10 protein-coding genes, 1 pseudogene and 2 riboswitches are annotated in these 13,356 nt (G+C 62.9%); of the genes and pseudogenes, 10 read left to right on the forward strand and 1 reads right to left on the reverse strand.

Annotation, left to right across the window (positions count from 1 at the left end; genetic code table 11):
* Positions 1-16 precede the first annotated feature (16 nt).
* The 10 genes and pseudogenes from EAG14_RS11395 to EAG14_RS11440 all read left to right on the forward strand — a co-directional run bounded on the left by EAG14_RS11395 (position 17) and on the right by EAG14_RS11440 (position 12,228).
* On the forward strand, positions 17-988 hold the full coding sequence (locus EAG14_RS11395) for a TRAP transporter substrate-binding protein (protein WP_121728912.1): 972 nt from the start codon (positions 17-19) through the stop codon (positions 986-988).
* Between the two features lie 127 nt (positions 989-1,115).
* Positions 1,116-1,609: pseudogene (locus tag EAG14_RS11400) on the forward strand (TRAP transporter small permease).
* 84 nt (positions 1,610-1,693) lie between these two features.
* A complete protein-coding gene (locus tag EAG14_RS11405) occupies positions 1,694-2,971 on the forward strand; it encodes a TRAP transporter large permease (protein ID WP_099655309.1) in 1,278 nt (425 codons plus the stop codon).
* 16 nt (positions 2,972-2,987) lie between these two features.
* Positions 2,988-3,079: riboswitch (glycine riboswitch) on the forward strand.
* A 21-nt stretch (positions 3,080-3,100) separates the two neighbouring features.
* A riboswitch (glycine riboswitch) is annotated at positions 3,101-3,231 on the forward strand.
* Between the two features lie 53 nt (positions 3,232-3,284).
* Positions 3,285-4,442 (forward strand): glycine cleavage system aminomethyltransferase GcvT, encoded by a 1,158-nt coding sequence (gene gcvT, locus EAG14_RS11410; RefSeq protein ID WP_121728913.1) that lies wholly within the window; start codon positions 3,285-3,287, stop codon positions 4,440-4,442.
* A gap of 199 nt (positions 4,443-4,641) precedes the next feature.
* Positions 4,642-5,016, forward strand: a complete 375-nt coding sequence (gene gcvH / locus EAG14_RS11415) for a glycine cleavage system protein GcvH (protein ID WP_099655307.1) — start codon at positions 4,642-4,644, stop codon at positions 5,014-5,016.
* 139 nt (positions 5,017-5,155) lie between these two features.
* A complete protein-coding gene (gene gcvP, locus EAG14_RS11420; protein WP_121728914.1) occupies positions 5,156-8,068 on the forward strand; it encodes an aminomethyl-transferring glycine dehydrogenase in 2,913 nt (970 codons plus the stop codon).
* A 666-nt stretch (positions 8,069-8,734) separates the two neighbouring features.
* The gene (locus tag EAG14_RS11425) at positions 8,735-9,217 is read left to right on the forward strand and encodes an NUDIX hydrolase (protein ID WP_121728915.1); all 483 of its coding nucleotides are present in this window, start codon (positions 8,735-8,737) and stop codon (positions 9,215-9,217) included.
* Positions 9,218-9,352: 135 nt separating this feature from the next.
* On the forward strand, positions 9,353-9,754 hold the full coding sequence (locus EAG14_RS11430; protein WP_121728916.1) for an FKBP-type peptidyl-prolyl cis-trans isomerase: 402 nt from the start codon (positions 9,353-9,355) through the stop codon (positions 9,752-9,754).
* 8 nt (positions 9,755-9,762) lie between these two features.
* A complete protein-coding gene (locus EAG14_RS11435) occupies positions 9,763-10,809 on the forward strand; it encodes a MerR family transcriptional regulator (protein ID WP_121728917.1) in 1,047 nt (348 codons plus the stop codon).
* 72 nt (positions 10,810-10,881) lie between these two features.
* Entirely contained in the window at positions 10,882-12,228 is a 1,347-nt protein-coding gene (locus tag EAG14_RS11440) for an MFS transporter (RefSeq protein ID WP_371414345.1), read from the forward strand.
* A 106-nt stretch (positions 12,229-12,334) separates the two neighbouring features.
* On the opposite strand, the gene EAG14_RS11445 is transcribed toward EAG14_RS11440, so the two are convergent.
* Positions 12,335-12,994 carry an NAD(P)H-dependent oxidoreductase gene (locus EAG14_RS11445; protein WP_099655300.1) on the reverse strand — a complete coding sequence of 220 codons (660 nt, stop codon included), beginning with the start codon at positions 12,992-12,994 and terminating at the stop codon, positions 12,335-12,337.
* Between the last annotated feature and the right edge of the window lie 362 nt (positions 12,995-13,356).

Below are 13,356 nucleotides of genomic sequence, written 5' to 3' on the forward strand. Positions count from 1 at the left end.
CACAACAGGAGACACCATGCAATTGACCAAACTCGTCGTTGGCCTGAGCCTTGCGCTCGGCTTTGTGGCCACTGCGGCAGCGCAGACCACCATGCGCATCAGCATCTCTACGGCCCAGAACTCGCACCAAGGCGTAGCCATCGACACGTTTGCCAAAGAAGTGGAAAAGCGCACAGCCGGCCGCTACAAGGTGCAGACCTTCTACAACGGCGCCTTGGGCGGCGAGCGCGAATCCATTGAAGCCGTGCAGCTGGGCACGCAAGAGCTGGCCTTCAGCTCCAGCGGCCCCGTGCCCAACTTTGTGCCAGAGACCAAGATCCTCGATGTGCCCTTCCTGTTCCGCGACAAGGCCCATGCCCGCGCGGTGCTCGATGGCCCCATCGGCCAAGACCTGCTGGCCAAGTTCGACGCCAAGGGGTTCAAGGCATTGGCCTGGGCCGAAAACGGCTTTCGCCACATGACCAACAGCAAGCGTGATGTGAAAGAGCCCGGCGACCTCAAGGGCCTGAAGATGCGCACGATGGAAAACCCAGTGCACATTGCCGCGTACAAGGGCTTTGGCATCATCACCACGCCCATGGCCTTCCCTGAAGTGTTTACGGCACTGCAGCAGGGCACGGTAGACGGCCAGGAAAACCCGCTGTCGGTCATCATCTCGGCCAAGTTCGACCAAGTGCAAAAGCACCTGTCCCTGACCGGCCACGTTTACTCGCCCGCCATCTTCGTGATGAACAAGGCGTCGTTCGACAAACTGTCGGCGGCTGACAAACAAGCCTTCCTTGACGCAGCCAAAGAAGGTGCCAAGGCCAACCGCGCCCGCGTGGATGAAGACGATGCCAAGGGCGTGGCCGACCTGCGCGCCAAGGGCATGACGGTGATCGACAGCGTTGACAAAGCCAAGTTTGTCGCAGCCCTGGCACCAGTGAACGCCGAGTTTGAAAAGCAGTTTGGCAAAGCCGCGCTCGACAAGATTCGCGACGTCAAGTGACTCAACTATTGATGCAACGCGCAAGCGCGAGGCAGACACGCCCTCGCTGACCCCGAACGCCCGTGGCGCCTGTGCCTACGGGCGTTTTGTCTTCTCATACTTTCTGTTCAGTGGCGGCCTGCACCCCATGAAAAACGCTTTTTTAACCTTTGAACGGTGGACCACATCCACCGCCATGCTTGGGGCCTGCGCCATGCTGGCACTGGCCTCTGCCCTGGGCATGTTCCAGATCCTGATGCGCTTTGTGCTGGAGCAGCCCGCCGAGTGGACGGAGGTGCTCATCCGCTTCAGCCTGATCTGGATGGTTTTCCTCGCCATCCCGGCGGCCTTTCGCCAAGGCGCCATGGTCAGCGTGGACGTGCTCTACCGCTGGAGCCCCCGCGCATGAAGCGTGTGCTGGACTGGGTGGTGACGCTCGCAGCGCTGGCGCTCATCCTCATCATCGTGTGGTTTGGCTGGGACTACGCGCGCCGCGGCGGTGTGCAAAGCATGGCGGGGCTGGAGTCCGTGTCCATGTTCTGGGCCTACCTGGCCATGCCAGTCGGCGGCTTGTTTTGCATCGTCGGCATCATCGGTAATCTGATCGACCCACTGCGCATGGAACTGGAGACGGCTCAATGAACGCCGCGCCGAGCCGCCTCAAGCAAGTGAACGGCCCCCTTGGGGGCAGCGAGGACATGCAATGCCGAGCGTGGGGGCCATGCTATGAGTGTCGTAATGATCTGCACCATGGTGCTGTGCTTTGCACTCACCGTCTCCGTGGCCGTGTCCATCGGGCTTGCGTCCATTTTGGGCATCCAGGTGTCCAACGCCAACATGCTGATCTCGGTGAAGGAAATGTTCGCCTCGATCAACAAGTTTCCGCTGGCCGCCATTCCGTTCTTCATCCTGGCGGGCAACCTGATGGAAACTGGCGGCATCTCCCGCCGTCTGGTCGAATTTGCCAAGAGCATCGTGGGCGGTGTGCAGGGTGGCCTGCCCATGACCTGCGTGCTCACCTGCATGATTTTTGCCGCAGTGTCAGGCTCGTCCGTGGCCACCACGTTTGCGATCGGCGCCATCCTGATTCCGGCGCTCATCAAGCACGGCTACCCCACCAGCTACGCAGCTGCCTTGCAGGCCACCAGTGCGGAATTGGGCGTCATCATCCCGCCCTCCATCCCCATGATCCTGTACGGTGTGAGCGCCGAGGTATCGATTGGCGAGCTGTTCATCGCGGGCTTTGGCCCCGGTTTGCTGATCAGCGGCGCCCTCATGCTTTTTGTCTGGGCCTACTGCAAATACAAGGGCTGGGGCAAGAACGATGGCGATGGGCGCCTGCCTTTTGGCCGAGCCACGCTGCAGGCGGGCTGGGCACTGCTCATGCCGGTCATCATCCTGGGCGGCATCTACGGCGGCGTGTTCACGCCCACCGAGGCATCGGCCGTGGCGGTGTTCTACGCACTGATCGTGGGCGTGGTGATCTACCGCGAGATCAAGATCAAAGACCTGTACGCCATCCTGCGCAAGTCGGCCATCTCGTCGGCAGTGATCATGTTCATCATCGCCAACGCCGGGCTGTTTGCATTCCTCATCACGCGCGCAGGCGTGCCCGATGCCATTGGCCGCTGGCTGGAATCGGTGCTGCAATCCCCCGCCATGTTCCTGCTGGGCGTGAATGCCGCACTGTTTGTCATCGGCATGTTCATCGAGACCAGCGCCGCCATCATCGTGCTCGCGCCCATCCTGGCTCCTGTGGCCATGCACTTTGGCATCGACCCAGTGCACTTCGGCCTGATCATGGTGGTGAACCTGGCGCTGGGCATGATCACGCCACCGTTTGGCGTGAACCTGTTTGCCGCCTGCACGGTGGCCAAGATCTCGCTGGACCGCATCGTGGGGCACTTGCTGCCGTTTGTAGGCGTGATCCTGGCATGCCTCATGGTCATTACCTACGTGCCGTCGATTTCGTTGGCACTGCGCGATCTGGTGTACGCAAAGTAGGCTTACAATCCGCCCCGTCAGGAGAGAGTGCCCCACCTTGCAACCCAAGGCCGTGCGGCACCGCCGAAGGCGCAGGCAGCAGCCGAACGCTCAGGCAAAAGGACTGACAACCGCCCGCAGTGATGCGGGCGTTCCCTTGCTGGAGAGAGGTGGCCCCCACATGAAAACTGTGTGCGAGGCCATCCACCGAAGGAGCAAACCGCACGGCCAGCCAGGGCGCTGCGGTGAATCTCTCAGGTAAAGCGGACAGCAGGGCAAATGTCGTAACCCCCCCGTGGGTTGCGTCCTCTATTTGCCCTGGAGTCACTGCCGCATGTCCGCCCCTACCGCCACCCCAGCAGCCACTCTGCTGACCACGCCCCTGAACGCCCTGCACATTGAGTTGGGTGCCCGCATGGTGCCTTTTGCGGGTTACTCCATGCCGGTGCAATACCCGGCTGGTCTGATGGCCGAGCATGTGCACACCCGCACCGCCGCAGGCCTGTTTGACGTGTCCCACATGGGGCAGCTCAAGCTCATCGGTGCCGACGCCGCCGCCGCGTTCGAGACGCTGATGCCCGTGGACGTGATCGACCTGCCCGTGGGCAAGCAACGCTACGGCCTGTTGCTCACCGACGAGGGCACGGTCATCGACGATCTGATGTTCTTCAACCAAGGCACCGTGGATGGCGAACCCGCACTGTTTGTCATCGTCAACGGTGCTTGCAAAGTGGGTGACATCGCCCACATCCAGGCCCGCATCGGCCAGCGCTGCAAGGTGGTACCCATGCCCGACCACGCCTTGCTCGCACTGCAAGGTCCGCAAGCCGTCACCGCCCTCGCCCGTCTTGCGCCCGGCGTTGAAAAGCTGGTGTTCATGACCGGCGGCACATTCAGCATCGCAGGCTGCGACTGCTTTGTGACCCGCAGCGGCTACACCGGCGAAGACGGTTTTGAAATCTCGGTGCCCGCAGCGCAGGCAGACACCCTGGCCCGCGCCCTGCTGGCCCAGCCCGAGGTCAAACCCATCGGCCTGGGCGCGCGCAATTCGCTGCGGCTCGAAGCCGGTCTGTGCCTGTATGGCAACGACATCGACACCACCACCACACCACCCGAAGCCGCGCTGAACTGGGCCATCCAGAAAGTGCGCCGCACCGGTGGTGCACGCGCTGGTGGCTTCCCTGGCGCAGACAAGGTGCTGGCGCAGATCGACAACCCCGCCACCCTGCCCCGCAAACGGGTCGGCCTGGTCGCACTGGAGCGTGTGCCCGTGCGCGAGCACACCGAGCTGCAAAGCGAAGGCGGCCAGAAGATCGGCGAAGTCACCAGTGGCCTGCTGGGCCCCACGGTGAACGAACCCGTGGCCATGGGCTACGTGCTGCCTGCGTTTGCCGCCATCGGCACCCGTGTGAACGCCATCGTGCGTGGCAAGGCCGTGCCGATGGAAGTGCGCGCCATGCCTTTCACGCCCGCCAACTATTTCCGCGGCTGAAATGGGCTACCCCCTGAGTCGCTGCGCGCCTTCCCCCTGGAAGGGGGACGCCCCCGGTGCTGCGGGGCGGCCCTTGCACGGGGGCCCTGGCCTGGGCCAGGCTGCCGCTACCTGCAGCGCACGGTAGCAGCCGCTAAAGGGTGCATCCCGCTTACATTGCTAATTTCTTTACTTATCCGTTTGCTTGAGGAGTTTCCCTATGACCGTCAAATTTTCCAAAGAACACGAGTGGATCAACACCGCCGACACCGCTGCCGCTGTGGTGGGCATCACCGTGCACGCGCAAGACGCGCTGGGCGATGTGGTGTTTGTGGACCTGCCCGAGGTGGGCGCAACGTTCAACCAAGGTGACGTGGCAGGCGTGGTCGAATCAGTGAAGGCTGCTGCCGATGTGTACATGCCCGTCACCGGCGAGATCGTGGAAGTGAACGAAGCCCTGCGCGCCGACCCCGCCCTGGCCAACACCGACCCGCTGGGCGCTGGCTGGTTCTTCAAGGTCAAGCTGGCCGACGCAGGCCAGCTGGCCGAGCTGATGGACGAAACGGCCTACACCGCCTTCGCCGCCAACGCCTGATTGGCACTTGGCCACTCTCCGGTTTCAAAAACCATAGCTGCCAGCGCTTGATTCCATTGGGTTTCAAGCTAAAAGTCCTTGAAGCGCGCCAAATACAAGCGCTAGCAGCTTCTCTTTTCATAGCACCCCTACGCCCGCCATGACTGCCGCCCTGTCCACATCCCTGCCGTTGTCCGCGCTGGAAAACGCTGCCGAATTCCTGCCCCGCCACATCGGCATCGATGCGGCAGACGAAGCCCACATGCTGTCGGTGATTGGCGAGGCCTCGCGCCGCGCGCTGATCGACTCCATCGTGCCGCGCTCCATCGCACGCAGCAGCGCCATGGACCTGCCCCCGGCCATCACCGAGGCCGCAGCGCTGGCGCAACTCAAAGCCATCGCGGGCAAGAACCAGGTGCTCAAGAGCTTCATCGGCCAGGGCTACTACGGCACGCACACGCCCGGCGTCATCCTGCGCAACATCCTGGAGAACCCCGCCTGGTACACCGCCTACACGCCCTACCAGGCTGAAATCTCCCAAGGCCGCATGGAAGCCCTGGTCAACTTCCAGACCATGGTGTGCGACCTGACCGGCATGCCCATTGCCAACGCATCGATGCTGGACGAAGCCACTGCCGCAGCTGAGGCCATGACGCTGGCCAAGCGCTCGGTCAAAAGCAAGAGCAACGTGTTTGTGGTGGCGGGCGACGCCCACCCCCAGACCATCGAAGTGATCCAGACCCGCGCCAAGCCCTTGGGGCTGGAGGTGAAGCTGGCCAACTCCGCCGAAGAATGGAACACCCTGCTGGCGGGCGACTACTTTGCGGTGCTGGCCCAATATCCCTCCACCAGCGGCCGCATTGATGACCTGCGCGCCGATGTAGAGAAAGCCCACGCAAAGCAAGCCGCCTTCATCGTGGCGGCCGACCTGCTGGCCCTCACGCTCATCACCCCGCCCGGCGAACAAGGTGCCGACATCGTGGTGGGCACCACCCAGCGCTTTGGCATGCCCATGGGCGCGGGCGGCCCGCATGCCGCCTACATGGCCTGCCGCGACGAGTTCAAGCGCAGCATGCCCGGCCGCCTGGTGGGCGTGAGCGTGGACGTACACGGCAAGCCCGCCTACCGCCTAGCCCTGCAAACCCGCGAGCAGCACATTCGCCGCGAAAAAGCCACTTCCAACATCTGCACCGCCCAGGTGCTGCCCGCCGTGGTGGCCAGCATGTACGCCGTGTACCACGGCCCCCAGGGCCTCCAGCGCATCGCCCAGCGCGTGGCCAGCTACACCGCCATCCTGGCGCAAGGCCTCAAGCAACTGGGCGCGCCTGTGCGCGAACAAGCCAGCTTTGACACCCTGAGCCTGCACACCGGCGCCGCTACCAAAACCATAGCTTCTCGCGCTGTATCCATGGGCGCCAACCTGCGCATTTACTTTGAAGAGTACCTGTGCATCTCGCTGGACGAAACCACCACGCGGGCTGACATCGAGCTACTGTGGAAGGTCTTCGCCAAGGACGGCCAGCAGCTCCCCACCTTCGCCGCCTTTGAAAACGGTGTGGAGCCGCTGATCCCCGCCGCGCTGCGCCGCACCAGCAGCTACCTCACGCACCCAGTCTTCAACACCCACCACAGTGAGACCGGCATGCTGCGCTACATCCGTGCGCTGTCTGACAAAGACCTCGCGCTGGACCGCAGCATGATCCCGCTGGGTAGCTGCACGATGAAGCTCAACGCCACCAGCGAGATGATCCCCATCACCTGGCCCGAGTTTGCTGGCGTGCACCCCTTTGCCCCGGCAGACCAGCAGCAAGGCTACAAGGAGCTGGACGAGCAACTGCGCGCCTGGCTGTGTCAGGCCACCGGCTACGCGGGCATCAGCCTGCAACCCAATGCGGGCAGCCAGGGCGAGTACGCGGGCCTGCTCGCCATCAGGGGCTACCACGAGTCGCGTGGCGAGGGTCACCGCAACATCTGCCTCATCCCCAGCAGCGCCCACGGCACCAACCCTGCCAGCGCGCAAATGGTGGGCATGCAGGTGGTGGTGACGGCCTGCGACGCCAACGGCAACGTGGACATGGACGACCTGCAAGCCAAGTGCGAGCAGCACAGCGCCAACCTGGCCTGCATCATGATCACCTACCCCAGCACGCACGGCGTGTTTGAGACCAGCGTGAAAGAACTGTGCGCCCTGGTGCACAGCCACGGCGGCCGCGTGTATGTGGACGGGGCCAACATGAACGCCCTGGTGGGCGTGGCCGCCCCCGGCGAGTTTGGCGGCGACGTAAGCCACCTGAACCTGCACAAGACCTTCTGCATCCCCCACGGCGGCGGCGGCCCCGGCGTGGGCCCCGTGTGCGTGGTGGCAGACCTAGTGCCCTTCTTGCCCGGCCTGCCCGGTCAGGGCGACCAGCCGCGCAACCCAGCGACTGGCACAGTGGGCCCCGTGAGCGCCGCCCCCCTGGGCAACGCCGCCGTGCTGCCCATCAGCTGGATGTACATCCGCATGATGGGCGCCGACGGGTTGCAAGCGGCTACAGAGACGGCCATCCTCAGCGCCAACTACATCAGCGCCCGCCTCAAGGACCACTACCCCACGCTGTACGCGAGTGAAAACGGCCACGTCGCGCACGAGTGCATCCTGGACCTGCGCCACCTCAAGGACACCAGCGGCGTGATGGCCGAAGACGTAGCCAAGCGCCTCATCGACTACGGCTTCCACGCCCCCACGCTCAGCTTCCCCGTGCCCAACACGCTGATGGTGGAGCCCACCGAGAGCGAGACGCTGTTCGAGATCGACCGCTTCATCGACGCGATGATTGCCATCCGCGAAGAGATCCGCCAGATCGAGGCAGGCAAGCTGCCGCAAGACAACAACCCGCTCAAGAATGCGCCGCACACGGCAGAGACCCTGCTGAGTGGCGACTGGGCTCGTCCCTACACCCGCGAGGCTGCCGCCTACCCGGTGGCCGCGCTACGCCAGGCCAAGTACTGGTCGCCAGTGGGTCGGGTGGACAACGTGTATGGCGACCGGAACCTGTTCTGTAGCTGCGTGCCGGTGAGTGAGTTGGCGTAAGTCGAAATACTATGCAACCGCGCTCAAGCGTGTGTTCGCACAAAACGAATCCCATCCGGCAGAGCCTCTTCACGCTAAGCCGAATGGGTACGTCACGACCGTTTTCCCTGCCTGTCCCATCGCTCTGGCGAGACGGCCACAAGCTGTGCTGCGCGTTCACCGCGTTGACTGTGGCTCTCGCCATCCCGAGCACCTCAATCGCAGACTCGGCTGACAGTTATCACGCGTTGGTAGCTCCTTGCAAGAGCGTCCTTCACAACTCAGACTTCGAATTGAATGTCCCGATCGCCGGAGGCCGCCATCGCGCCCGCGGCACTTGTGAGACGCAACAGGTTTTATCCGGCCCCAGAAAACGCAATCGCACTCAAATTGAGGTACGGTTCAACTGCCGTACGGTGGCTGCAAAGCCAACGCAAGAATCCACTGAGTTCTACGCAAGAAAGATCCTTTACTTCACGCTGAACAAGTCAGAGTGGCGTATTGAGTCGGCCGAACTCAGTCTGACAGGGATCCCGCCGACCCCATCAGCGATTCATACGAAAACAATACCAACAGCATCACTAGGCTCTCTGCTGCCTCTGGCCGCCACATGCCTTGGATCGCCATGATGTATCGCATAGCGATAGCGAAACTTGAGGGTTTAACGACGTGCCAACTTCAGCACCCATGCTCAGCTTCCATACTGGCTCACATCAATTCCATCTGCGTGCTGCGTGCGTAGCCGTTCACGATGGAGCTGTATTGCTGCACAGGGCGCAAGGCGATACCTTCTGGGCCTTGCCGGGTGGGCGCGTGGAGGCTGGGGAAGAAGCCGCGCACGCGGTGGTGCGCGAGATGCAAGAAGAACTCTGCGCAGAAGTCAAAGTGCTGCGGCTTGTCTGGGTGGTTGAAAACTTTTTTGAGCACCAGGGTAAGTGCCACCATGAAGTCGGAATGTACTTTCTGGCTGAGCTGGGCGAAGACTCTCCGCTGCTTGCAGACGCCGGGCCATTCCTTGGGAGTGAGGCTGGCAGACCACTGGAGTTTGCGTGGTTTCGGATGCCAGACGTTGCTGCGGTAGAGGTGCGCCCCACGTTTCTGGCCAGTCTGCTGGCGGAACAAGATTTCGCATTCAGGCATGTAGTGCATCGCGACCAAAAGACCCAGTGAGTGGCACGCAGACAAACAGGTGCGGCAGGCTCAATGGTGCGTCGTGCCACTGCGCAATCTGCTGCATTACTGCGCAATGCGTTACAAGCGAAAGGCCCTAACATCAGGCCTCCATTTTTTCCTGGAGTTTTCTTCATGCGCGTTCTTTTCGCCTTGCTCGCTTCTCTGGCCCTGGCCCCTGTTGCCATGGCACAAACCAAACCCGTCACCACGGCCAGTGGCTTGGTGTATGAAGTGATCAAGGAAGGCTCGGGCGAATCGCCCAAGGCGACAGATACGGTGAAGGTGCACTACAAAGGCACGTTCCCTGATGGCAAGGAGTTCGACAGCTCTTACAAGCGCGGCGAATCCACAGAGTTTCCGCTGAACCGAGTGATCCCCTGCTGGACGGAAGGCGTGCAGCGCATGAAGCCCGGCGGCAAGGCCAAGCTGACTTGCCCGCCCGGCATTGCCTACGGCGCCAACGGGGCTGGTGGCGTGATTCCGCCCAACGCCACGTTGAACTTTGAGATCGAGCTGATTTCCGTGAAGCGCTGAGCTTCCAGATGCTGTTGAAGGTGGGAGAGCTGGCGCAGCGCGCGGGCCTGACGGTTCGCACGCTGCACCATTACGATGCCATTGGCCTGCTCACGCCTTCGGGCAGGTCAGAGTCGGGTTACCGCCTTTACGGCCAGGCCGATGTGCAGCGGCTGCACGCGATCCAGACGATGCGCCAGATGGGTCTGGCGCTCAATGACATCACCCACCTGCTGGAGGGCGACAGCGTTGCGCCCGAGCGCATCATCGGCCAGCAGATCCGCGCGCTGGACCAGCAAATAGCGCAAGCCACGGAACTGCGCGGGCGCCTGACCATGCTGCACGACGGCCTGATGGCGGGGGCCGAGCCTGACATGGGTAACTGGCTCGAAGCGCTGGCGCTCATGACCACCTATGGCAAGTATTTCAGCTCGGCCGAACTCAAGCAGATCTTCAGCAGCTGGAACCTGATTGAGGCGGATTGGCTTATTGTGAAGGACCTGGTGCAAAGCGCCATGGACCGCCAGTTGCCACCTGACACCCCCGAAGTCCAGGCGCTGGCCTACCGCTGGATGGGGTTGATGCTGCACTGGATGGGGGGCGACTTGGACCTGCTGGAGCGTTGGGGTCACATGTTCCGCACCGAGCCCAGCACGCAAGGGCGCAACCATGCGCCCGCAGGCGAGATGATTGAATACATCGAAACGGCCATCAAGCTGCGCATGGCACTCCTGGAGAAGTACCTGACACACGACGACCTGCGCACGCTGGGCCATGTGCCGCACACCGACTGGGCAGCATTGGAGGCCGATGTGCAACAGCTTCTGGCCCGTGCCGTACCACACCAGCATCCTGACGCTGCAGCCGCCGCGCTGCGCTGGGGCGCGCTGTTCGACACACTGACGCGCAGCAGCCCCGAATTGCGCCAAAAGCTGCTCACAGCGTCTGCCAGCGAACCGCTGCTACAGGCGGGTTCGCCCCTGAGCGCACCCGTGCGCTCGTATCTGCAAGCGGCGCTGGCACACGCTGCCACAGCCAACGGATCGACTGAAGCGCGGCCATCCGCACAGGGGTAAAAAATGCCCAAGAGTGCTTGACCCTCACGCAACGTGAGGGTTCATAGTGGGTCCCCATGAATGGATCGACCTATGACTATTGACACAGCATCCCCCCACAAGCCGCAGAGCCCCAGCCCTGCCTCTCCCAAAGACCCGCGCGCCGCGCTGTTCAAAGACCCCAACTTTCGCTGGATGACGGCTGGCTCTTTCCTGTCCATGCTGGGCGATCAGTTCACCCTGATCGCGCTGCCCTGGCTGGTACTGCAGATGACGGGGGACACCCTGGTGCTGGGCACCGTGCTGGCCCTCATCAGCATCCCGCGTGCGCTGTTCATCCTGGTGGGCGGAGCACTGGTAGACCGCCATTCGCCCAAGCAGGTGTTGATGGTCACCAAATACGTCAACCTGGTGCTGCTGGCCGCACTGGCGGGGCTGGTGCTTGCAGGCACCCTGACGCTGTGGATGGTGTATGCCCTGTCACTGGGCATTGGCCTGGCCACTGCCTTCAGCATCCCAGCCGGCACGGCCATGATGCCCCACGTGGTGGCACGCCCGCAGTTGCAGGCAGCCAATGGCATCAGCCTGGGCCTGCGCCAGCTCACCATGTTTCTGGGGCCTTTGCTCGCCGGACTGTTGATTGCGTTGTTCGGCGCCGGGGACACTGCCGCCAGTGAAGCCACGCGCGCAAACGCCACGGGCATTGGCCTTGCCTTTGCGATAGATGCGCTGAGTTTTGCGGTGTCGGCCTGGACGCTGTCGCAAGTGCAAACCCATGCTGCGCCGGCCACTCCCGCCGCAGCGCCGCAGGCGGTGCTGGCATCTGTAGCGCAAGGACTGGCGCACTTTTGGCGCGACCACGAGCTGCGCACCTGCTTTCTGTATTGGAGCGCCATCGCCCTGTTCATCATGGGCCCCATCCACATCGCCATTCCGGTGCTGGCCAGCAGCACGCCGCAACTCGGTGCGGCAGCGTTTGGCACCATGGTCGGCGCGCACGGCGCGGGCACGTTGCTGGGCATGGTGGTGTCGGGCATGGTGCCTCGGCTGCGCATCGGCAGCCTGGGCCTGACGATCCTGGCCTTCGACGCAGTCATTGGGGTGCTGTTCATGCCACTGGGGCTGATCACGGCCGTGTGGCAGGGCGCGGGGCTGATGCTGGCCATCGGCCTGCTGGGCGGGTTCATGCAAGTGAGCGTGTTTACCTGGATACAGCAGCGTGTGCCGCCTGCGTTGCTGGGCCGAGCGATGAGCCTGTTCATGTTCATCTTCATGGGCCTGGCGCCGATCTCTGCGGCAGTGACAGGCTGGGTAATGAAGGGCATCACGCTGGCCCAGCTGTTTGCGACCAGCGGCGGTACGCTGGTGGTGCTGACCGCACTGGCCTTGCTGCTCACGCCGATGCGCCGCGTGACGGACACGGCCCCCGCTGCACGCTGAAAATGCCCTGAACGCCTCGGCCAAGGCCCGGACGAAAGCTGTGGTGGAAAGCAAAAAGGCCGGGCGCATGCGCCCGGCCTTTTTGGCAGGTGGGGCAGATCGGGACTCAGACGGCCGTCACAAATTGCTCCAGCGGACGGCGCACCTTCTTCAGGTTCACCAGCCAGTCACCTTCGTCGGCACGGTAGCCCAGGGGCAGGATGGCGACGCTGCGCAGGCCCTTGGCGCGCAGGCCCAGGATGTCGTCGAGGGCAGCGGGGTCAAAGCCTTCCATGGGGGTGCTGTCCACTTGCTCGAAGGCAGCGGCAATGATGGCGGCGCTCATGCCGATGTAGGCTTGGCGCGCTGCGTGCTGGAAGTTCACTTCGGCACCGCGCTGGGGGTAGCTGCTCAGCAGCATGTTGCGGTAGTTTTCCCAGCCTTCGTTCTTAAAGCCACGCACGTCGTTGGTGTAGTCAAACATGGCGTTGATGCGCTCGGCGGTGTAGTCGTCCCAGGCGGCAAATACCAGCAGGTGCGAGCCATCGGTGATTTGGGCCTGATTCCAGGCGATGGGCTTGATGCGCTCGCGCACGGCGGCATCGGTCACCACAAAAATCTCGTAGGGCTGCAGGCCGCTCGAGGTGGGCGCGAGGCGGGCTGCTTCGATGATGCGCTCCACCTTGTCTTGCGCCACCACCTTGGTGGGGTTCATCTTCTTGGTGGCGTAGCGCCACTGCAGTTTGTCGATGAGGGCGTTGTCAGCGGCGGTATGGGTGGTGGTCATGTGAAAGCGGCTTTCCGAAAGAATGAGGAGAGATACCGAGTGGGTATCAAAGGGGTACGGTGAGGAATGTAGTTTTCATCGGCCCAGGCAGATAGCCCGCAACAGGAAAAATATTGTTCGCGATCTGGCAACAATCACCCTGCACGGTGGCCAATTCGGGCCCAATCCGCGCACAGACGCATCGATTCAAACCTATCGGCCCATCCATCGACCGATGGCTGCGGCACCAGAGCCCCTTCGGCCAAGGCACTGCACACCTGTGAAGCACGTACACTGGCAATTCTCTCGGCCCCCTGCGAGCCCCCGGGTGGTCCGGCGTGCCAACCGCCATCCCGGGCCGCGCAGTGGTTGCGGTGGCATCG

This window comes from Acidovorax sp. 1608163, from assembly GCF_003669015.1.
Taxonomy (GTDB): domain Bacteria; phylum Pseudomonadota; class Gammaproteobacteria; order Burkholderiales; family Burkholderiaceae_C; genus Acidovorax.

Excerpts from the sequence above, each read along its gene's own strand:
- gcvT (WP_121728913.1), top strand. The coding sequence starts at position 3,285 with ATGTCCGCCCCTACCGCCACCCCAGCAGCCACTCTGCTGACCACGCCC.
- EAG14_RS11430 (WP_121728916.1), top strand. The coding sequence starts at position 9,353 with ATGCGCGTTCTTTTCGCCTTGCTCGCTTCTCTGGCCCTGGCCCCTGTT.
- gcvP (WP_121728914.1), top strand. The coding sequence starts at position 5,156 with ATGACTGCCGCCCTGTCCACATCCCTGCCGTTGTCCGCGCTGGAAAAC.
- EAG14_RS11440 (WP_371414345.1), top strand. The coding sequence starts at position 10,882 with ATGACTATTGACACAGCATCCCCCCACAAGCCGCAGAGCCCCAGCCCT.
- EAG14_RS11405 (WP_099655309.1), top strand. The coding sequence starts at position 1,694 with ATGAGTGTCGTAATGATCTGCACCATGGTGCTGTGCTTTGCACTCACC.
- EAG14_RS11395 (WP_121728912.1), top strand. The coding sequence starts at position 17 with ATGCAATTGACCAAACTCGTCGTTGGCCTGAGCCTTGCGCTCGGCTTT.
- gcvH (WP_099655307.1), top strand. The coding sequence starts at position 4,642 with ATGACCGTCAAATTTTCCAAAGAACACGAGTGGATCAACACCGCCGAC.
- EAG14_RS11445 (WP_099655300.1), bottom strand. The coding sequence starts at position 12,994 with ATGACCACCACCCATACCGCCGCTGACAACGCCCTCATCGACAAACTG.
- EAG14_RS11425 (WP_121728915.1), top strand. The coding sequence starts at position 8,735 with ATGCTCAGCTTCCATACTGGCTCACATCAATTCCATCTGCGTGCTGCG.
- EAG14_RS11435 (WP_121728917.1), top strand. The coding sequence starts at position 9,763 with ATGCTGTTGAAGGTGGGAGAGCTGGCGCAGCGCGCGGGCCTGACGGTT.